The sequence below is a fragment of the Methylobacterium brachiatum genome, from assembly GCF_900113845.1.
Lineage (GTDB): Bacteria > Pseudomonadota > Alphaproteobacteria > Rhizobiales > Beijerinckiaceae > Methylobacterium > Methylobacterium brachiatum.
On sequence record NZ_FOQW01000004.1, the window covers coordinates 378305 to 398462 of the forward strand.

The 20158-nt window shown below is 70.5% G+C and carries 19 protein-coding genes; 3 read left to right on the forward strand and 16 right to left on the reverse strand.

Features of this window, described 5'->3' with window-relative positions:
* Positions 1 to 81: 81 nt before the first annotated feature.
* A complete protein-coding gene (locus BMZ47_RS06040; protein WP_091859699.1) occupies positions 82 to 951 on the reverse strand; it encodes an NAD(P)-dependent oxidoreductase in 870 nt (289 codons plus the stop codon).
* A gap of 100 nt (positions 952 to 1051) precedes the next feature.
* On the opposite strand from BMZ47_RS06040, the gene BMZ47_RS06045 reads away from it, so the two are divergent.
* Positions 1052 to 2077 (forward strand): P1 family peptidase, encoded by a 1026-nt coding sequence (locus tag BMZ47_RS06045; protein ID WP_091859702.1) that lies wholly within the window; start codon positions 1052 to 1054, stop codon positions 2075 to 2077.
* Between the two features lie 40 nt (positions 2078 to 2117).
* On the opposite strand, the gene BMZ47_RS27875 is transcribed toward BMZ47_RS06045, so the two are convergent.
* The 11 genes from BMZ47_RS27875 to BMZ47_RS28425 all read right to left on the reverse strand — a co-directional run bounded on the left by BMZ47_RS27875 (position 2118) and on the right by BMZ47_RS28425 (position 14002).
* Entirely contained in the window at positions 2118 to 2456 is a 339-nt protein-coding gene (locus BMZ47_RS27875; RefSeq protein WP_139220944.1) for a hypothetical protein, read from the reverse strand.
* A gap of 741 nt (positions 2457 to 3197) precedes the next feature.
* Positions 3198 to 3479 carry a hypothetical protein gene (locus tag BMZ47_RS06050; protein WP_091859705.1) on the reverse strand — a complete coding sequence of 94 codons (282 nt, stop codon included), beginning with the start codon at positions 3477 to 3479 and terminating at the stop codon, positions 3198 to 3200.
* Complete coding sequence (locus BMZ47_RS06055; protein WP_091859708.1) at positions 3476 to 5860, reverse strand: response regulator; 2385 nt, start codon at positions 5858 to 5860, stop codon at positions 3476 to 3478. Before BMZ47_RS06055 ends, BMZ47_RS06050 begins: the two co-directional genes overlap by 4 nt.
* 47 nt (positions 5861 to 5907) lie before the next feature.
* Positions 5908 to 6807 (reverse strand): EamA family transporter RarD, encoded by a 900-nt coding sequence (gene rarD / locus BMZ47_RS06060; RefSeq protein ID WP_007562912.1) that lies wholly within the window; start codon positions 6805 to 6807, stop codon positions 5908 to 5910.
* 138 nt (positions 6808 to 6945) lie between these two features.
* Positions 6946 to 8637 carry a methyl-accepting chemotaxis protein gene (locus BMZ47_RS06065; RefSeq protein ID WP_091859711.1) on the reverse strand — a complete coding sequence of 564 codons (1692 nt, stop codon included), beginning with the start codon at positions 8635 to 8637 and terminating at the stop codon, positions 6946 to 6948.
* Positions 8638 to 8891: 254 nt separating this feature from the next.
* Positions 8892 to 9491: a pyridoxamine 5'-phosphate oxidase family protein gene (locus BMZ47_RS06070; protein ID WP_091859714.1), complete on the reverse strand. Its 600-nt coding sequence runs from the start codon at positions 9489 to 9491 to the stop codon at positions 8892 to 8894.
* Complete coding sequence (locus BMZ47_RS06075; protein ID WP_007562919.1) at positions 9488 to 9823, reverse strand: lipid-A-disaccharide synthase N-terminal domain-containing protein; 336 nt, start codon at positions 9821 to 9823, stop codon at positions 9488 to 9490. The genes BMZ47_RS06070 and BMZ47_RS06075 overlap by 4 nt, the downstream gene beginning before the upstream one ends.
* Positions 9817 to 10572, reverse strand: a complete 756-nt coding sequence (locus BMZ47_RS06080; protein WP_091859717.1) for a glycosyltransferase — start codon at positions 10570 to 10572, stop codon at positions 9817 to 9819. The genes BMZ47_RS06075 and BMZ47_RS06080 overlap by 7 nt, the downstream gene beginning before the upstream one ends.
* Positions 10569 to 12290 carry an ArnT family glycosyltransferase gene (locus tag BMZ47_RS06085; RefSeq protein ID WP_091859720.1) on the reverse strand — a complete coding sequence of 574 codons (1722 nt, stop codon included), beginning with the start codon at positions 12288 to 12290 and terminating at the stop codon, positions 10569 to 10571. The genes BMZ47_RS06080 and BMZ47_RS06085 overlap by 4 nt, the downstream gene beginning before the upstream one ends.
* An 83-nt stretch (positions 12291 to 12373) precedes the next feature.
* Entirely contained in the window at positions 12374 to 13564 is a 1191-nt protein-coding gene (metC, locus tag BMZ47_RS06090) for a cystathionine beta-lyase (protein WP_091859723.1), read from the reverse strand.
* A 264-nt stretch (positions 13565 to 13828) separates the two neighbouring features.
* Positions 13829 to 14002 (reverse strand): ribosome modulation factor, encoded by a 174-nt coding sequence (locus BMZ47_RS28425; RefSeq protein WP_007562928.1) that lies wholly within the window; start codon positions 14000 to 14002, stop codon positions 13829 to 13831.
* Positions 14003 to 14109: 107 nt separating this feature from the next.
* On the opposite strand from BMZ47_RS28425, the gene BMZ47_RS06095 reads away from it, so the two are divergent.
* Positions 14110 to 14379, forward strand: coding sequence for a hypothetical protein (locus tag BMZ47_RS06095; protein WP_039902856.1), 270 nt, complete (start codon positions 14110 to 14112; stop codon positions 14377 to 14379).
* Between the two features lie 120 nt (positions 14380 to 14499).
* Here BMZ47_RS06095 and ntrC read toward each other — a convergent pair whose 3' ends face one another.
* The 3 genes from ntrC to dusB are packed head-to-tail and all read right to left on the reverse strand — an operon-like array spanning position 14500 to position 18186.
* Positions 14500 to 15960 (reverse strand): nitrogen regulation protein NR(I), encoded by a 1461-nt coding sequence (ntrC, locus tag BMZ47_RS06100; RefSeq protein ID WP_050733537.1) that lies wholly within the window; start codon positions 15958 to 15960, stop codon positions 14500 to 14502.
* Positions 15961 to 16009: 49 nt separating this feature from the next.
* Positions 16010 to 17167: a two-component system sensor histidine kinase NtrB gene (locus tag BMZ47_RS06105; RefSeq protein ID WP_007562935.1), complete on the reverse strand. Its 1158-nt coding sequence runs from the start codon at positions 17165 to 17167 to the stop codon at positions 16010 to 16012.
* Positions 17164 to 18186 carry a tRNA dihydrouridine synthase DusB gene (gene dusB, locus BMZ47_RS06110; protein ID WP_091859726.1) on the reverse strand — a complete coding sequence of 341 codons (1023 nt, stop codon included), beginning with the start codon at positions 18184 to 18186 and terminating at the stop codon, positions 17164 to 17166. Before dusB ends, BMZ47_RS06105 begins: the two co-directional genes overlap by 4 nt.
* A 170-nt stretch (positions 18187 to 18356) precedes the next feature.
* On the opposite strand from dusB, the gene BMZ47_RS06115 reads away from it, so the two are divergent.
* Positions 18357 to 19688, forward strand: a complete 1332-nt coding sequence (locus BMZ47_RS06115) for a bifunctional 2-C-methyl-D-erythritol 4-phosphate cytidylyltransferase/2-C-methyl-D-erythritol 2,4-cyclodiphosphate synthase (protein WP_091859730.1) — start codon at positions 18357 to 18359, stop codon at positions 19686 to 19688.
* A 160-nt stretch (positions 19689 to 19848) separates the two neighbouring features.
* Here BMZ47_RS06115 and BMZ47_RS06120 read toward each other — a convergent pair.
* A partial coding sequence (locus BMZ47_RS06120) for a transposase (protein WP_139220945.1) occupies positions 19849 to 20158 on the reverse strand: 310 nt, incomplete at its 5' end.

The window sequence follows — 20158 nt, forward strand, 5'->3', positions numbered from 1 at the left end:
GAACTACGCGCGGACACTGTGACTTAGGGTTGAATCAATCGTTAAGGTCGCTATTAGAAGCAAAAGACCTAGCCGCTAGGTTCAACTCTGGCCTGCGCGCCGTGCAGAGACCCGCGCCAGGGCGGCCAGATCCTTCTCGCCGTCCCCGTGGCTGATCGCCTCGATCAGCCCGTCGCGCAGGACGCTGGCGAAGGGCATCGGCACGCCCGCGCCTTCCGCCGCCTGGAGGGCGAGGCGCACGTCCTTGGCGCCGAGCTTGAGGCCGAAGCCCGGCGGCTCGTAGCGGTTCTGGGCGATCGAGGCGCCGTAGCCCTTGTAGACCGGCGAGGCGAACAGCGTGTTGGTCATCAGGTCGAGGAAGTCGGCGCCCGCGACCCCGTGGCCTTCGGTCAGCGCGCAGGCCTCGCCCATGGCCTCGATCGCCGAGATCAGCATGAAGTTGCCGGCGAGCTTGACCGCGTTGGCCCGCGACGGCTCCTCGCCGAACGGCCAGGTCTTGGCCCCCATCGCGTCAAGCAGCGGCGCGGCGCGCGCGATCAGGGCCGCATCGCCGGCGGCCACGATGTTGAGCTTGCCGGCCTCGGCCACGTCCGGCCGGCCGAAGACCGGCGCGGAGATGTAGGGAACGCCGGCCCGCTCATGGATCGCCGTGAGCTGCCTGGCGAGCGCCACCGAGATCGTGCTCATGCCGATATGCAGGCCGGGGCGCTGGGGCTGGTCGAGCAGCCCGCCCGACACGATCACCGCCTCGAGCGCCGCGTCGTCGGCCAGCATGGTAATGACCGCCTCGCCCGCGAACGCCTCGGCGGCGCTCGCCACCGGGGTCACCCCGTCGAGGCCCTGCGCGCCCTCGGGCGAGCGGTTCCAGGCCCGGACCCGATGGCCTGCCCGCGCGAGGCTCGCGGCCATGCCGCGGCCCATCCGCCCCAATCCGATGAATCCGACGTCCATGCCGTGCTCCTCGTCGCGCCCTGCCGTCCGACCAACCCGGATCGGGCGGGGATGGCGCACCGGGATTTGCCCCGATCGCCGGCCGTGGCAAGCTCGATCCATGACGCGCAACCGCATCACGGATATTCCCGGCCTGCGGGTCGGTCACGCCAGCGACCTCACGGTCGCCAGCGGGGTCACCGCGATCCTGTTCGACGCGCCCGTGGTGGCGTCGGTCGACGTGCGCGGCGGCGGCCCGGGCACCCGCGAGACCGACCTGCTCGATCCCGAGCGCACGGTGGAGCGGATCGACGCGCTGGTGCTCTCGGGCGGTTCGGTCTTCGGGCTCGACGCGGGCGCGGGGGTGACCGCCTGGCTCGCCGAGGCCGGACGCGGCTTTCCGGTGGGCCCGATGCGGGTGCCGATCGTGCCGGGCGCGATCCTGTTCGACCTGCTCAACGGCGGCGACAAGGCGTGGGGCCGCTACCCGCCCTATCGCGAGCTGGGCTTCCTGGCGGCGGCAGCCGCGTCGAACGACTTCGCCCTCGGCTCCGTGGGGGCCGGCACGGGGGCGCGGACCGGGCGTCTGAAGGGCGGGATCGGCTCGGCCTCGGCGACGGTGCCGGGCACCAGTTTCTCGGTTGGCGGGCTGGCTGCGGTCAACGCCTTCGGCAGCGCCACGATCGGCGACGGGCCGCATTTCTGGGCCGCGCCGTTCGAGGTAGACGACGAGTTCGGCGGGCTGGGCTCCCCGGCCCGGGTGCCGGCGGACGCCCTCGCCTTCCCGGCCCGGACGCTGCCCGGCGCGGCCACGACGCTCGCGGTGGTCGCCACCGACGCGGCGCTGACCAAGGCCCAGTGCCGGCGCCTGGCGGTGGCGGCGCAGGACGGCCTCGCCCGCGCCCTGGTGCCGGCCCATACGCCCCTCGACGGCGACCTCGTCTTCGCGGTGGCGACCGGCACCGTGCCGCTCACTGACCTGGTGGCCGACCTCGCCCGCCTGGGCGACGCCGCCGCGCGGGTGCTGGCGCGGAGCGTGGCGCGGGGCGTCTATTGCGCGACGACCCTGCCGGGCCACGCTGTCGCGGCGCCTCTGTCGGTCATGGGCTTGCCGCCGGCTTGGTGCGACGTGTTCCGAGAGTCTTAGATTTCGAGACCGACCACGAAGCGCGTGATCGCGGGTATCTTCAATTTGGCGCCAGGAAAAAGCCTTCTTCCCGTTCAAATTTTATAATTTTCCTGTCAAATTTACTATAAAGATCGGGTGTAATGAAAAAAACAACCTCGTGGCCAGAAATCATCTGAATGCCATCACGGATTTTATATCTTTCTGATGTCCGATAGAATCCTATGACGACGTGACTCCAGGACTTGCCATCGTTTAATACAGTATTACCCCAGGATATCATTAAAACAGAGGCTTTGTCATCGCGATTTTTGTCATAGAATTCTCTGATGGCTTCAATTTCTGCCCAAGCTTCCAGAGAAATCGTGAAGTTGATTGGGAGATAAGAATTCGTCGTCATGGCTCACCTCCTGAAGTTGTCGTTCAGCAACATTCCATGGCTGACAGCTGCTGATGGAAGTTCCTGAATGCAACGAAGATTTGTTGGGCCTTCAACCATGACTAATCCGAAGTCGAATTCGTAGACACAATTGCGCCCTACTTTTTTGGTATCTCGGCGACAAGTATTCCGAAGCTGTACGATTGCGCGACAGGTTGAACGCCGTTGTCGGTTCGACGTTTTCCAGACCCAGATGAGGTACTAGACCATTGACCTCCTTCGCGCTGTCCCGCCGGGACACGCGGCTGATTGGGATCAAAATATTTAAGCGCAAACCTAAGCCGATTGAATTTTACGACTACGCTGGCTGCCGCAAGATCATAACGAAGTTTAGATAGATGCAATGATTCGCCGCGGTCACGCATCGCGAGTTCTCCTCTGCACGCATACGTATAGGAATTTTAGCAGAAAATCGAGATTCCGGACCATGACGTGATCAGCATTTTGCATCAATTTTATAGCAATATTCGACTAGATTTATCAACTTTGACTTGATATCGATTAATAATTTAAACATTAATTATTTTTGCGACTTGTTTGAGTGAAAATAAAAGGTATGTTCAATTTAAGAACATATTCTTGCGCACTTGTCGATCTGCATCATGCCGCTTGTGCATCGACCGCTATCAAACGGCCCCCTGCGACGCTTCTGCTCGCGATCGTTCATGCGTGGAGAGGTAGTGCCGTCCCACCGAGACTGTCTCACACCTCCCCGCGCGCATCCTCGATCAGCTGCGCCAGCCCGGCATCGACCTCCTCGGCGAGCATCTTGCGCTCGGCATCCGTGAGGTCCTTGGCCCAGGTGGTGCCGCCAAAGCCTTCCGCGCAGCGCGCCCGCTCGGAGGCGATGTAGGCTTCGGTCTCGGCGGGCCGCGTCTTCATCGCGTGGACGAGGCCGAACCAGGCCGCCCGCTCCACCACCGCCAGCCGCGCCCGCAGGCGGATCGCCGCCGCCTTGTTCGGATCGATCCCGTCGTCGCTCATGGCTTATCTCCCACATCGTTCTCGGCGAGCCGCTGGATCAGGCCCTGGAGCCGGCCCGGCACCGGCTCGGCGGCGGAGCGCGCGTAGAGCACCCGCAGCTGCCGGCCGATCTCGGCGAGGCTCATGGAGCCCTTGGCGATCACCCGGTCGGCCTGGGCGCCGAGGCTCGCTTTCTCGGCGCTGGTGATCTCTTTGGCGGTGAGCACCACCACCGGCACGTCGCCGTCCGGACGGGCGCGCAGCGCCCGCAGGAAGCTGAACCCGTCCATCTCGGGCATCATCAGGTCGAGCAGGATCAGGCTCGGGCGCGTCTGGCTGACCCGCTCCAGGGCAATCCGGCCATTCTCGGCCTCGTCCACGGTCCAACCCTCGCGGCCGAGCGACCGGCGCAACCGCTCCCGGGCATCCGGGTCGTCGTCGACCACGAGGACGCGCGCCTCCCCCGGTCCTTCCGGGCGGTAGCGCTCCATCATGCCCTTCAGCCGGTCCCAATCGATCGGCTTGACGAAGTAGTCGGTGGCGCCGAGCGCCTGGCCGAGCCCCTGCTCGGCCACCACCGAGGTCATGATTACCGGCGTGCCCGCGAGATCCGGATCGCTGCGCACGGCGTGCAGCACCGCCCAGCCGTCCATGCGCGGCATCTCGACATCGAGCAGGATCGCCCGCGGCCGCAGCGCCCGGGCGAGGGTCAGCCCGGCGCGGCCGTCATTGGCGGTGCGGACGTGAAAGCCCTCGCGCTCGAGGAAGCGCTGGAGCAGCTCCCGGGCGGCCGGGTCGTCGTCCACCAGCAGGACCGTCTCGTGCTGCTCGTGCGGCTCGACCGCCGCGGCCGCGATCTCGGCCACCTCCGGCGGCTCGTCCTCGGGCTTGAGCGTCGCGGGCAGGCGGATCGTGAAGGTCGCGCCCTGCCCTTCCGTGCTGGTGACGGCGATGTCGCCGCCCATGGTCTGGCAGAAGGCCCGGGTGATGGCGAGGCCGAGGCCGGTGCCGCCGAACTGGCGGGTGGTCGAGTCGTCGGCCTGGACGAAGCGCTCGAACAGGCGCCCGATCTGCTCCTCGCTCAGCCCGATGCCGGTGTCGCTCACCGCGAAGGACAGCCAGTCCGCCCCGTCCTCCTGATGGCGGCGCACCGCCAGGGTGATGGTGCCGTTCTCGGTGAACTTGGCGGCGTTGCCGATCAGGTTGACCAGGCACTGGCGGATCTTGGTCTGGTCCTGGTGGATGGAGCCCAGCGCGTCGGCATCCGCGTCGACCACGAAGCGGTTGCCCTTCTTCTCCACCAGCGACCCGGTGGAATCGCCGACATCCTGGATCAGGTCCGCGACGGGGAAGGTCTCGGCCGAGGCGGTCATGCGTCCGGCCTCGATCTTGGAGATGTCGAGCACGTCGTTGATCAGCGACAGCAGGTGCCGGGCCGCCGCCTCGATCTTGCGCAGGTCCGGCAGGAGGGCGGCCTGGCCGATATCCTCCAGCTCCTCGCCGAGCATCTCGGAATAGCCGATCACCGCCGAGAGCGGGGTGCGCAGCTCGTGGCTCATATTGGCGATGAACTGGCTTTTAGCCCGGTTGGCGGCCTCCGCGGCCTGGCGGGCCCGCTCGACCGCCTCCTCGGCCTCCTTGCGCTCGGTGACGTCGACGCAGGTGCCGACCCATTCGCGCAAGGTGCCGTCCTCGGCGAGCACCGGCACGCCGCGCACCTCCATGGCGCGCCAGACGCCGTCATGGCGGCGCAGGCGGTACTCGACCTCGTAGGGCTTGCGCTCCTCGACGCAGGCGGCCCAGGCATCGGCCGCGTGAGCCCGGTCGTCGGGATGGACCGCGTCGACCCAGCCCCAGCCCTGATAGGCCTCCTCGTTCTGGCCGGTATAGGTGCTCCAGCGGACCTGCGGCGGCATCAGCTCGCCGACCGCGTTGGTGTTCCAGATCACCGCCGCGGAGGCGTCCACCAGCGCCCGGAAGCGCTGCTCGGAATCGCGCAGGCGGTCCTCGACGGCGCGGCGGCGGGAGATGTCGGTGTTGGTGCCGTACCAGCGCAGGATGTTGCCCGCCGCGTCCCGGTGGGGCAGCGCCTTGGACAGGAACCAGCGGTAGATCCCGTCCCGGCCCCGCAACGGGAACGTGTCCTCCCAGGATCGGCCGAGCATGATCGCCGCCCGAAAGCGCTCGGTCACGGCCTCGACATGGTCGGGATGGTGGACGGCGCGCCAGCCCCAGCCGCGCATCTCCTCCAGGGTGCTGCCCGTGTAGTCGTACCAGCGCTGGTTGTACCAGACGATGGTCCCGTCGGCCTCGGCGATCCAGGCGAGCTGCGGCAGCGTCTCGGCGAGATTCCTGTAATCGGCATCGGTGACGACGCCTCGGCCGCCCTCGGATTCGCTCATCGGCCCGCCGGTATCCCGTCATCGCCCCGCGGGGCGCATGGAATGCCTTATACACGCATCGGATCGGGATCCGACCGGATCTCGGGCACGGGGTCGGCGGGGCGCCGGCCGCGGAGGGCGTCGACGCTGTAGAGGGCGAGCGCCACCCAGATCAGGGCGAACATCGCCGCCCGGGGCGGCTCCACATGCTCGCCGTAGGCCAGGACGCTGAGGCACAGCAGGCAGGTCGGGGCGACGTATTGCAGCAGGCCGAGGGTCGTCAGCCGCAGGCGCACCGCCGCGGCGGCGAACCAGATCAGCGGCAGCGCCGTGGTGAGCCCGGTGAGCATCAGCAGCGCGAGGTTCTTCGGCTCGGCCGGCAGGAACGGCTCGGGCGAGAGGATCAGCCACGCGACCGCCGCCGGCAGGAGCAGCAGCGTCTCGGTCAGGAACCCGACCAGGGCATCGACCCCGACGATCTTCCGGACCAGCCCGTAGAGGGCGAAGCTCACCGCCAGGGAGAGCGACAGGATCGGCAATTCGCCGGCCCAGACCACCGCCACGGCGACACCCGCGGCCGCGATCCCCACCGCCACCGCCTGCAGGGGCCGCAGCCGCTCGCCGAGCACGATGCGCCCGAAGGCAACGCTGACCAGCGGGTTGATGTAATAGCCGAGGCTCGCGTCGAGCAGGTGCCCGCGGTCGATCGCGTAGAGGTACAGCAGCCAGTTGATCCCGATCATCACGGCCGAGACCGCCAGCAGGGCGTGGCGCGGGCGCAGGGGCAACGGCAGATGGAGCCGCTTGCGCGCGGCGAGCGCCAGGGCCAGCGCCCCCGCGAACAGGCTCGACCAGACGATCCGCTCGGCCAGGATGTGGTTCGGGCTGAAGGCCCCGAGCATCCGGAAATGCACCGGGACCAGGAGGCCCCAGCTCAGATAGGCGGCGAGCGCGTAGACGAGGCCCACGTCAGTCTTCCCGGTCGACCCGCCATGCGACCCGAGCGGGCGGACGGCCCGGGGGCTTTACGCCCGACCGGCCGCGCGCGACAGGGGGGACGGCGCAAGTCTGCCCTCCCCGGCCGCTGCGCGCAGCCCGCGTCTGGCTCAGGCGGCCCGGATCGTCGACAGGAACCGGTCGACCTCGCCGCTGAGGTGCTCGGACTGGCGCGACAGCTCCGAGGCGGCGCCCAGAACCTGGTCCGCCGCCCGGCCGGTTTCCGCCGCCGCCGAGGCCACGCCGGCGATGTTGCTGGTCACCTCGTCGGTGCCCTGTGCCGCCTGCCCGACATTGCGCACGATCTCCTGGGTCGCCGCCCCCTGCTCCTCGACCGCGGCCGCGATCGAGGTCGCCACCGACTCGATCTCCTTGATGCGCGCGGTGATGCCCGCGATCACCGCCACGGCCGCGCCGGTGGATTTCTGGATCTGGCCGATCTGGCCGGCCACATCCTCGGTCGCCCGGGCGGTCTGGTTGGCGAGTTCCTTGACCTCGGACGCGACCACGGCGAAGCCGCGACCGGCCTCGCCGGCCCGGGCAGCCTCGATCGTGGCGTTCAGCGCCAGCAGGTTGGTCTGGGCGGCGATGTCGGTGATCAGCCGGACCACGTCGCCGACCTTGGCGGCGGCACCGCTGAGTTCCTGGACCAGGGTCGCGGTCTGGTCGGCCTCGGCCACGGCGCCCTGGGCGAGCTTGGCCGAGCCGTCGACCTGCCGGCCGATCTCCTGGACCGACGAGCCGAGTTCCTCGGCCGCGCTCGCCACCGTGTTCACGTTGGAGGCGGCCTCCTCGGCCGCGGCCGCCACGGTGGTGGATTGGCTGGCGGTCTGGGTCGCGGTGGCGGTCATCGACTGGGCGGTCGCCTGCAGCTCGGTGGCCGCGGACGAGACCAGGCCGATAATCCGGCCGACCGTGCCCTGGAAGCCGTCGGCCAGTTCCAGCATGGCCTTGCGGCGCGCCTCCGCGGCGGCCTCGTCGGCGACGCGGCGGATCTCGGCCTGCTCGGCGGCCTTCTGGGCGACCAGCGCCTTGATGCCTTCCACGGCGCGGCCGATCAGGCCGATCTCGTCGCCGCGCCGGGCCTCGGGGATCTCGGCATCGATCTCCCCGTTCGCCATGCGGCGCAGCACGGCGGTCAGCCGGGTGATCGGGCGCGTGACGCCGTAGACCACGACCAGCATGCCGCCGATCATGCCCAGGGCGATGCCGAGGAGCGAGATGGTCAACAGCACGGTGCGCGTCCCGGCGGTGTCGGCGGTCAGCTCGTCGGACCGCTTCTGCTGCGCAACATCCATGTCGTCCACGAGCGTGCGGGCGGACTCGGTCGTCTCCGACTGGACGCCGTCCGCGATCCGGCGCGCCAGCGACAGGGCCTCGTCGGCCTTGCCCTTGTCGGCCAGGTCGCGCAGATCGCGGAGGGCCCGGTTATAAGCGTCGAAATGCCCGGCGATCTGCTCGATGCGGTCCCGGAACGCGGGCGCTTCCCGGCGAGCGCCGTCGATCAACTTCGCGGCCTCGGCGGCCAGGGTGTCGAGGCCGCGGCCGACGCGGCTTCCGTCTGCGGTGCCGGCTTCGGTTGCGGTGCGCAGGGCGGCGTAGCCGAGCTGCGCCACGACGCGGTTCAGGCGCGCGACCTTGACGACCGCCTTCGATTCCTTGTCAAGCAAAAGTGAGTATGACGCGTCGATCGCGACAATCTTCTGCGACGTGTACCAGGCACATCCGAAGAAAATTGCGCTCATGAGAGCAATAACTGCGAAAAGCTTCGACGGAATACTTAACTTCGACATCAGTTGCATGACGGCCCCACTCGGCACGATACCCTTCGAGCCAAAGTGACCTATGTTGATTTCTGCTTCCGGCGGCAAGTAATATTATCGAGCCATCGAGGCGGCGGCAGGATTGCCGAGCGATCGATTTCGATCTTTATCAATAAAAATTCATCTCGAGCATTTATTTCGCCGCCTCACATGGCGCGCAATTGAAACAGAAAAATTATTTTAATGCTGATTGTAGGAGTCGTAATCTGGTGGGGTCCGCTCACCGTCTCCGATCAGGGCGCGATCCAGCCGCCGGTCCAGTCGCCCTGCCCCCGCGTCCAGGCCGCCCGGCGATGGCCGCGGCGGTCGAGATAGAGGAAGTCGAGGCGCGCGGCCCGCACCCTGACGGCCGCGAAATGCGGGCGGCCGAGGGACGCCGCCGCATTCTCGTCCGGCAGCGTGTAGGCACCGCCCGCGGGCAGAGCCGTCCCGGGCGCGGGGTCGGCGCCGTAGCAGACCCGGCTCATCGCCCGGGAGCCGGCCCAGGCGGCCTCGGCGACGGCGTCGTCCGTGTGGAGCGTGGCGCGGCCCTCGATCCGGATCTGGATCTTGCTGGCCTCATCGTAGGCGGCGAGCGCGCAGGCCGGGTTCGCCAGGATCTCGGCGGCCTTGTCGGAGCGGCGGTCGCAATGGAACCGGAGGGTGCCGGATTCGGCGTCGGCTTCGCGCAGCACCACCGTGCGCAGCCGCGGGCCGTCGGGCCCGAGGGTCGCCAGCGCCGGCAGGTGGAAGCCGCTGCGGCCCTGCGCGGCGCCCTCCGCGAGAAGCCGCCACAGTTCCGCGAAGGTCGCGTCGAGATCGTCGTAGAAATCCGGCAGGGGGGCGCGGGTCATGCGGGATCCCGCTGGCGTCGCCGGCGCTCGCGGAAGATCAGCGCGAGGTTGCGGAGGTAGATGCCGGTGGACAGGCCCTGGCCGATGATGATCACCGGCTCCCGGCGGACGAACCCGTAGACCAGAGTCATCAGCCCGCCCAGGATCGACAGGAACCAGAACGAGAGCGGCATCACGCTCCGGCCGGCGCGCTCGCTGGCGATCCATTGCAGGATGAAGCGCGAGCCGAACACCATCTGGGCGACGATGCCGAACACCACCCAGAAATCGAGCCGGGTGACGAACACGTCGTAGAAATAGTCCGGCAGGTCGTGGGCCAGCTGGATCAGCATCGGGCGTCCTGGTCTGCCGGCGCGGGGAGTTCGTGCGGCTGCGGGTCGGCCCGCTTGCGCCGGATCAGCCACCAGACCCCGGCGAGGTCGAGGAGCCCGACCCAGAGCCGGTCGAACAGGCCGTAATTCGAGACGCCGGTGAGCCGGGGCCGGTCGATCACGTCGTGGTGGACCACGCTAAAGCCTTCGCGCACGACCAGGGCCGGCATGAACCGGTGCAGGGCGTCGAAATAGGGCAGCCGGAGATAGACGGCGCGGCGGAACACCTTCAGGCCGCAGCCGGTGTCCCGGGTGGCGTCCTTCAGGATGCGCCCGCGCACGCCGTTGGCGATGCGCGATTGCAGCATCTTGAAGCGCCCGTCCTTGCGGCCGCGCCGCTGCCCCTGGGCGAGGCCGGCCCGTTCGCCCCCCGCCTCCAGGGCGGCGAGCAGGGCCGGGATGAAGGCCGGGTCGTTCTGGCCGTCGCCGTCCAGCGTCGCGACGACCGGCGCCCGGGCCGCCAGGACGCCGCTGCGCACCGCCGCCGACTGGCCGCCGCTGCGCGCGTGCCGCACCACCCGCATCCAGGGCCGGCCGGCGCGCGCCGCCGCCAGGCTGTCCGGCGTGCCGTCGGTGGAGCCGTCATCGACGTAGATCAGCTCGAAGCCGAGGGCCATGCAGGCCGCCTCGATCTCGGCCACCAGGGGGGCGATATTGCAGGCCTCGTTCTTCACGGGCACGACGACGCTGAGGTTCGGGGCGCCGGTCACGGGGCCACCGCGTAGGCGGTCACAAAGACCCGCCGGCCGGTGTTGAGGTTGAAGCCCTCGACCTCGGCGAGCGGCGCCGGCGCACCCCGCGCCACCGGCCAGGCGGCGTTGAAGTCGTCCCGGTCCCGGGCCTCGACGAACAGCAGCCGGCAGCCGCCCGCCTCCAGGAACTGCTTGGCCGCGGCCCCGTCCGGCGGCAGGGCGAGATCGGTGCCGGTGAGGAAGACCAGGCTCGGCTCCCGGTAGCCGAGGCTCGCGACCTGCGGGTTCGGGCAGGCCATCCGGTCGCGCAGGGCGGCGAGACGCGGCGAGACCTTCAGGGCCGGCAGGGACCGCTGCGCCACGCCCAGCACCGCCGGCCCGAGCAGGCAGGACGCGAAGATGCCGAGCACGAGGGCGCGCTCGGGCCTGCCGCCCGCGAAGGCCATCCAGGCCAGGACCGCCACCGCGCAGGCGGCGGCGAGCAGCGGCAGCGCCGCCCAGGGAAGCGTGTGGCTGTCGAGGCGCCAGCCCGCGAGGCACAGGCCGAGCGTCAGCCCGATGGGGATCGCCGGCAGCAGCAGGGCGGTCGCCCGCGCCCCGCGCAGCCGCGGATCGAGCGCACCGCGGGACAGCGCCAGGCCGGTGAGGATGGCGAGCCACGGCATCAGCGGCAGGACGTAATGCGGCAGCTTGGTCGGCACCGCCTCGAAGATCAGCCAGGCCGGCAGCACGGCGGCGATCAGGAAGGCGACGGCGGGCTCGCGCCGGGCGCGCCAGGCGAGCGGGAGGCTCATCGCCGCGAAGGCCGCCCCCGGCCAGAAGGTCGCGAAGAAGGCGAGCGCGTAGGCCCCGGGGGGAGCCCAGTGCCGCTCGGCGCCGCCGCCGACCTTGGCCAGCATGTCGTGACCCACCGCCTCCGCGTAGAAGGCGCCGCCGCTCTTCCAGGCGATCGCCGCGAACCACGGCGCCACCAGCAGCAGCGTGAGGGCGAGGCCGGCCGCGGGCCTCAGGGCGAGCAGCCAGCGGCCCGAGCGCGCCGCCGCCGACAGGATCAGGGCCGGCAGGACGACGAACAGCGGCACCATCGGCCCCTTGATGAGGATGCCGAGCGCCATCCCGAGCCAGAAGGCCGGAAACACGGCACGGCCCACGGTTCCCCCGGCCCGGGACGCCAGCCACACCCGGGCGAGCGCCCCGAGGCTGGCGGTGGCGCAGGCGGCGAGCAGCGCGTCGGTCTTGGCGAGATGCGCCTCGGCGGTGAGCATCAGGCCGGCGCCGTACAGGGCGGCGGTCAGCAGGGCGAGCCGGCGCGGCAGGAACGCCAGGGCGGCCCAGTAGGCGAGCAGCACCGAGGCGGTGGCGCCGATCAGCGACGGGATCCGGTACAGGGCGATCTGCCGGCGCGCGTCGGGGACGCCCAGCGCCTCCCCGGCCGCCACCGCGGCGGCCTGCGCCCAGTAGATCCCGACCGGCTTCTTGTGCCGGGCCTCCCCCTGGAAGCGGATATCGACGAGGTCTCCGCTCTCCAGCATCTGCTTGGAGGCCTGGGCGAAGCGCGGCTCGTCCCGGTCCATCGGCTGGAGGGAGATCTGGCCGGGCAGGAACAGCAGCAGGCAGAGCGCCAGCAGGGCGGCCGCGGCCCGGGCATGGGTGAGGCTCAGCGCGTCAAGGCCGCGGCCGATCCGATCGACAGAAGCGAGGCGCGGGACGCCGTCGGCGGAGAGGCTCGTGCTCATGCCCGGCCGGTCAATCAGGATCGGACGGGAAGGTCAAATGCTCCGTCACCCCGCCGTCATCGCGCGCGACGACGCGGGCGCCGTCAGGATGCCGCCCGCAGCCGCGCGAAGCCGGCGTCGAGATCGGCCTGGAGGTCGGCGATGTCCTCCAGCCCGATATGGAAGCGCAGGGCCGGGCCGCCCGGGGCCCATTGGGTCGCGGTCCGGTAGCCGGCGCAGTCGAACGGGATCACCAGGCTCTCGAAGCCGCCCCAGGAGAAGCCCATCCCGAACAGCTCGAGCCCGTCCAGCATCGCGGCGACCGCCGCCTCGGGCACCGGCTTGAGGATCACCCCGAACAGCCCGGAGGCGCCGGCGAAGTCGCGCTTCCAGATCGCGTGGCCGGGATCCTCCGGCAGGCCGGGATGCAGCACCCGCAGCACCTCCGGCCGCGCCTGGAACCACCGGGCCATCTCCAGCCCGGCGCGGCCGTGCTCGCGCAGGCGCAACGCCATCGTGCGCATGCCCCGGAGCGCCAGGAAGATGTCCTCGGCCCCGGCGCAGGGCGCGAAATGGTCGAAGGTGCGCCGCACCGCCGGGAAATAGGCCGCGTTGGCGGAGGTGAGGCCGATCAGCAGGTCCGAGCCGCCGCTCAGATACTTGGTGCCGGCCTCGACCGCGATATCGACCCCGCGTTCGTGGGGCGGGAACAGCAGGGGCGTCGCCCAGGTGTTGTCCATGATCACGCAGGCGCCCCTTGCATGGGCGACCTCGGCGATCGCCGGCACGTCCTGCATCTCGAAGCTCTGCGAGCCGGGCGCCTCGACCAGCACCGCCTTGGTGTTGGGGCGCATCAGCTCGGCGATGCCGGCCCCCACGGTCGGGTCGTAATAGGTGACCGCGACCCCGAACCGGGCCAGGACGCCGTCGCAGAACTGCCGGGTCGGGCGATAGGCCGAATCCGTCACCAGCAGATGGTCGCCGGCCGAGACCGCGGCCATCAGCGCGATGGTCAGCGCCGAGAGCCCCGAGGGGGTCACCACGGTGCCGGCGGCACCGGCGAGTTCCGTCCAGGCGTCGGTGAGCGAGTCCATCGTCGGCGTCGCCGAGGTGCCGTAATTGTAGCGCCCGCGCCGGTTCTTGATCGCGTCGTAGGTCGGGTAGAGCACGGTCGAGCCGCGATAGATCGGCGTGTTGACGAAGCCGTGCTGCGCGCCCGGATCCCGGCCGGCATGGACGAGGCGCGTCGCCGCCCCGAATGTCTGCTTCGATTCGGGCTTGGGCGTCAGGGACATTGGGGCTCGACGATCGCGTTGCGCTGCGACGCACGAAGCCCGCGGGCCCGGGCGAGGTCAAGCCTGAGGCGCGATGGAGGGGTTTTCTTGATGGCGACGGTGGGCTGTCATACCCGCTCGGTCATTCCGGGGCGCCGCAGGCGAGCCCGGAATCCAGAAACGCCGACGGCGCAAGGTTTTAGGCTGTTAGCGTCTCTGGATCCCGGGCTCCGCTACGCGGCCCCGGGATGACGCGGGGGATGCACGGTGTCGATGCGCTTCCGCTCACGGCGTCTCGGGCGGATCGGAGACCACGGCCTCCTCGTAAGCTTGCATCCAGGCGGCGTGCTCTTCGGAGCCCTCCGCATAGGGGCATTCGCTCACGGGCTTACCGTAGAGGCGGGCGTTGCGGCCCTGGATGAACGGGCTGTCGCTCGCGGTCGCCTGGACGTTCGTCAATATCGCCTCCCGAAGACTGGCACCCGGCCCGCAAATTTGGGGTGGGCTTCGTTAACGGGCCGGCGGGTAATCTGTTGCCGTCTCAAGTCGCGTTCCGGGTCGTCTGCGTGCGTATCCTGCGTTCTCTCTTCGGCGGCATCCTCGTCCTGGTCTCGACGGCGATCGTCGCCCTCGTCAGTGCCGACCGGCTCGCCCATCTGGCGCCGCCCGCGACGGTGCGGGCTGCCCAGGCCGAACCCTCGGCGACCGGGTCGCTTCCCGCCCCGGTGAAGGCTGCGCCGGCCCCGAAGCCGGTCGTGCCCAGCATCCCCAACGGCTTCGACACCGAGCGGCTCAACGCCCTGATGCGCGGCGACCCGATCCTGCCCCGGCGCTGACCGGAGCGCTTGCCGCCGCCGTGGATGCCGGGTCGGCGTAAGCGAGCGCGTAGAACCGGCTCCAGGCGTCTCGGGGCTCCGCCCCGAACCCCGCCAAAGGGCTCGCCCTTTGGCAACCCGTTACCGGGCGGTGCGGAACACCTGCAGGTCGAGATCCCGGACCTTCTTGCGCAGGGTGTTGCGGTTGACGCCGAGCAGCTCGGCGGCGCGGATCTGGTTGCCCCGCGTGGCGGCGAGCGCCGCGCCGATCAGCGGGCCTTCGATCTCGCGCAGGATCCGGTGATAGAGCCCGGGCGGCGGCAGCGTGTCCCGGTAGCCCGAGAAGTAATCCGACAGGTGCCGCTCCACGGCGCTCGACAGGGTCTCGGATTCGCCGGTGGCCTTGCGGGCGCTGCCATTGGCCGAGGCCGGGGCGGCGAGCGGCAGGGTGTCGAGCTCGGCCTCGATCACCGGGCCGGTGATCGTCTCCTGCGGATAGAGCGCGGCGAGCCGCCGGACCAGGTTCTCCAGCTCGCGGACGTTGCCCGGCCAGCGGTAGCGCTTGAGCCGCTCCATGGCGTCGCCGTCCAGCGTCTTGCGGGTCAGGCCCTCGCGCTCGACCAGAACGAAGAAGTGGCGGATCAGGTCCGGCACGTCCTCGGACCGCTCGCGCAGCGCCGGCAGCCGCAGCGGCACCACGTTCAGCCGGAAGAACAGATCCTCGCGGAAGATGCCCTGCTGGATCGAGATCCGCAGGTCCTTGTTGGTCGCCGCGATGATCCGCACGTTGGTCTTGATCGGCACACGGCCGCCCACCGTGGTGTACTCGCCCTGCTGGAGCACGCGCAGCAGCCGGGTCTGGGCCTCCATCGGCATGTCGCCGATCTCGTCGAGGAACAGCGTGCCGCCCTCGGCCTGCTCGAACCGGCCGGCCGAGCGCTGGAGGGCGCCGGTGAAGGCGCCCTTCTCGTGGCCGAACAGCTCGGACTCGATCAGGTCGCGCGGGATCGCGGCCATGTTGACCGGCACGAACGGGCCGGTGCGGCGGCGGCCGTAATCGTGCAGCGCCCGGGCGACCAGCTCCTTGCCGGTGCCGGACTCGCCGGTGATCATCACGGTGAGGTCGGTGGGCATCAGCCGGGCGAGCGCCCGGTAGATCTCCTGCATGGCCGGCGAGCGCCCGACCAGCGGGATGTCCTCGTTCTCCGGCGGCGCGCCGGCCGGCGCGGTGCCACGCGGGCGGGACAGCGCGCGGCCGACGATGGCGATCAGCTCCTTCAGGTCGAAGGGCTTGGGCAGGTACTCGTAGGCGCCCCGCTCGGAGGCGCGGATCGCGGTCATGAAGGTGTTCTGCGCGCTCATGACGATGATCGGCAGCTCCGGCCGCACGCGCTTGATGCGCGGCAGCAGGTCGAACACGTTCTCGTCGGGCATCACCACGTCGGTGATGACCAAGTCGCCCTCGCCCTGCGCGACCCAGCGCCAGAGGGTGGCGCAATTGCCCGTCGAGCGGACTTCGTAGCCCGCCCGGGACAGTGCCTGGTTCAGCACCGTGCGGATGGCGGCGTCGTCGTCGGCGACGATGATGTGGCCGTTCGGCATGATTCTCTTACTCAGACCTCCGGCCGGGCGGCCGAAACACAAGGCGACATCACGGATCGACCGCCGATTCGCGCCCGTCGCGGGCGCTGGACATCGGCAGGAGGATGCGGAACGTCGTACGGCGGGGGGCGGGATCGCACTCGACGATGCCTCCGTGGTCGCCGACGATCTTGGCGACCAATGCAAGTCCGAGGCCGGATCCCTGCGCCTTGGTGGTCACGAACGGGTCGAACAGGTCGGGCAGCAGGTCGGCGGAGATGCCCGGCCCGTTGTCGCGGATCGCGACCTCGATCGGAAGGCTGACCCGCTCGCGCGAGCCCGGTACCTGCAGGCGCAGGCCGGTGCGGAAGGCGGTGGACAGGGTGATCTCGCCCTCGACCGCATCCGGGCCGATCGCCTCGGCGGCGTTCTTCACGAGGTTCAGGATCACCTGGATCAACTGGTCGCGGCTGCCGAGCACCGGCGGCAGGGACGGATCGTAGGTCTCGACGAACCGGATATGGCGCGCGAACCCCGATTGGGCCGAGCGCTTCACCTGGTCGAGCACCCCGTGGACGTTGACGGCGCCGCGATCGGCCGGGCGCTCGTCGCCGAACAGCTCCATCCGCTCGACGATCCGCACGATCCGGTCGGATTCGTCGCAGATCAGCCGGGTGAGCATCCGGTCCTCCTCGGCACCGGTGCTCTCGAGGAGCTGCGCGGCGCCGCGGATGCCGGCGAGCGGATTCTTGATCTCGTGGGCCAGCATCGCGCCGAGCGCCACCATCGAGCGCGCGGCGCCGCGATGGGTGAGCTGGCGGTTCATCTTGTCCGCGATGGTGCGCTCCTGGAGCATCATCACCACGGCATCGTCGTCGTCGGCCAGAGGCGTGGCGAAGACGTCGACGCTGCGCTCCAGCCCGAGGCGGGGCTGGGTCAGCTCGACCCGGTACTCGCTGACGCTGGCCCGCCGCCGCCGGACCTCGGCCACGAGCGCGATGATCGGCGAGGCGAACGGGATGATGTCGCGCAGGCGGCGGCGCTGCATCAGGCGCGCGGAATAGTCGAAGAACGCCTCCGCGGCGTGGTTGCAGTGGAGGATCCGCTCGTCGCCGCCGATGGTCAGGACCGGAAGCGGCAGGGCGTTGAGCACGGCCTCTCCGGCCGGGTCGCGCCGGCCGCCCGACGCCTCGGGACGGGGATCCTGCGGAAAGCCGTCGTCGCTCACGCGGCCTCCCGGACCAGATCGGCCTGCCCGAAGGCGCGGGCCAGAAGCGCCAGCGCCACATCCGGATCGGTGGTGGTGAGGAGCGCGGTGCGCTCGGCCGGCTCCAGCGCGCCGCCGGTCTCGGCATAGGCGGCCAGATGCTTGCGGGCGTGGCGCACGCCCATGTGGCGGCCGTAGAGCGCGAGCAGCCCGGTATAGTGCGCGGCCGCCATGTCGGCCTGCTCGGCCCGCGACGGCGGCTCCGCGGGACGGCCGGCGAGCGCCGCGGCCACCTGCCCGACCAGCCAGGGCCGGCCGGTGGCGGCGCGCCCGATCATCACCCCGGCGGCGCCGGAGGCGGCCAGGCACGCCCGGGCGCTGGCGAGGTCGACCACGTCGCCGTTGGCGATCACCGGGATCGACACCGCCTCGACCACGGGGCGGATCGCGGCCCAATCGGCGACGCCCTTGTAGAATTGCTGCCGGGTCCGCCCGTGGACGGTGACGGCGTTGAGCCCGAGCCGCTCGGCCCGGGTGGCGAGATCGACGGCGTTGCGGGTGGCGTCGTCCCAGCCGAGCCGCATCTTGACGGTGACCGGCACCGACACCGCCCCGCGCACGGCGGCGAGCAGGCGCGTCGCGTGGTCGAGGTCGCGCATCAGGGCCGAGCCCGAGGCGATCCCGGTGACGATCTTGGCCGGGCAGCCCATGTTGACGTCGATCACGTCGGCGCCGCCGGCCTCGGCGAGCCGCGCGGCCTCGGCCATCGGCTCGGCCTCGCAGCCGGCGAGCTGGACTACGTGGAGATCGACGCCGGAACCCTCCGCCCGCAGGGTCGCCTCGCCGGCGCCGCGGGTGAATTCGCGCGCCGCCACCATCTCGGACACAACCGCGTCGGCGCCGCAGCGCCGGGCGATCCGGCGCATGTGCAGGTCCGTGACGCCGGACAGGGGCGCGAGCAGGCAGAGCGGGGCGGGAGAATCGCCCTCGCCGGCCGGTCGTCCGTCGCGCAGCGCGCTTAAATAATGATCAGTCGCCATTCTGCACAACAATGAGGCAAGTGCGGTCCGCTGGCAAGCGGGGGCCGCGCGTTGATTTCGCGCCCTCCCCCGCTTAAACGACGCTCATCCTCACCGGCAGAGGTCCGGCAGCACGGCTGGCCCGCGCGCCCGCTGCCGTCCGCTTCCCGGTTTCGACGAGTTCGCCGCCCATGCCCGCCACCGGCACGCCTGCCACCGGACCCGTGGATACGGGATCCGGCGTCGCCGCCGTGGTGGTCGCGGCCGGCCGCGGCATCCGCATCGGCGGGGGCACCCCCAAGCAGTATCGCCGGGTCGGCGGCCAGGCGGTCCTGACCCGCACGCTCGCGGCGCTGGCCGCCCAGGACGCGATCGACCGGATCCAGCCGGTGATCGCCGCCGACGCGGCCGCGTTCTTTCTCAGCTGCCTGGACGAGCTCGCGCCTGAGCTTCGCGAAAAGATCGGCGCGCCGGTCGAGGGCGGGGCGACGCGCCAGCTCTCGGTGCGCGCCGGCCTTGAGGCCCTGGCATCCGGCGACGCGCCGGAGATCGTGCTCGTGCACGATGCCGCCCGCCCCTATGTCGACGCCGCCCTGATCGCCCGGGCGATCGCGGCCGGGCGCGACCATGGCGCCGCGGTGCCGGGCGTGCCGGTCACCGACACGGTCAAGCGCGTCGCCGAGATCGCCCCCGGCATCGGCCGGGTGCACGAGACCCCGCCGCGGGAACATCTGCGCGCGGTCCAGACCCCCCAGGCCTTCGCCTTCGCGCCGCTGCTCGGCGCCCATCGCGACGCGGCCGCGCAAGGCCTCGACGGCTTCACCGATGACGGGGCGCTCGCCGAATGGGCGGGCTTGCCCGTGGTGGTGTTCGTCGGCGACATCGCCAACCGCAAGATCACCCAGCCCGCCGACCTGATCGAGGCGGACCGGGCCTTCGCGTCCGACCCATCCGAAATGCCAGCGCCCGGAGCCCGCGCCATGACCGCCTACGTCACCCGCCTCGGCACCGGCTTCGACGTCCACGCCTTCACCACCGGCGACCATGTCTGGCTCGGCGGCATCAAGATCCCGGCCGATCGCGGCGTGCTCGCCCATTCCGACGGCGACGTGGCGCTGCACGCGCTCACCGACGCGCTGCTCGGCGCCATCGCGGACGGCGATATCGGCACCCACTTCCCGCCCTCCGACGAGCGCTGGCGCGGCGCCTCCTCCGACCAGTTCCTGGCCCATGCCTGCGGGCTGGTCCGGGCCCGGGGCGGCCGGATCGACCATCTCGACATCACCGTGCTGGCCGAGGCGCCGCGGATCGGCCAGCACCGGGAGGCGATCCGGGCGCGCATCGCCGAGATCGCCGGCGTGCCGCTGACCGCCGTGTCGATCAAGGCGACGACCACGGAAAAGCTCGGCTTCGTCGGCCGCGCCGAAGGCCTCGCCGCCCAGGCCGCCGCCACGATCCGCCTCCCCGAAGAGGCCGGCCCCGCCCTCGACGCGGAGGCCGAGACCGCGATGCGGCAGGGGTGAGGGGCGCCGGCGCCTCTTCTTCCTCGCCGTGGAAGCTAAGGGCGGCGCAGGTCCCCTCTTTCGAGCGGGAGAGGGACAAGGTGAGGAGTGCGACCTTTCCGGAAGACCCTGGTCCCTCACCCCAACCCTCTCCCGCACGGGAGAGCGACTGTCTGTCGGGTCAAGGGGCGATTGCGAGGTCGCGTCGGATATCGCGGGCCTTTGCGTTGAGGCGCACGAGCAGCTTGCGGGCGAGCGCGACGCGGATGAGCTTTTTGGGCTTTCCGGCCTGGCTCAACCGATGGTGGAGGTCGGCGAAGTCAGGCTCGTACCGGCGCACGATCTCGGCGACGACGAACAGGACGCCGCGCACGCCCGCGCGGCCGCCGCGCACCGGGCGCTTGCCGGCGCGCCGGCCGCTGTCGTTGGCGATGGGCGCCAGCCCGGCGAGCTTGGCCACGGCCTTGTTGGACAGGGTGCCGATCTCGGGC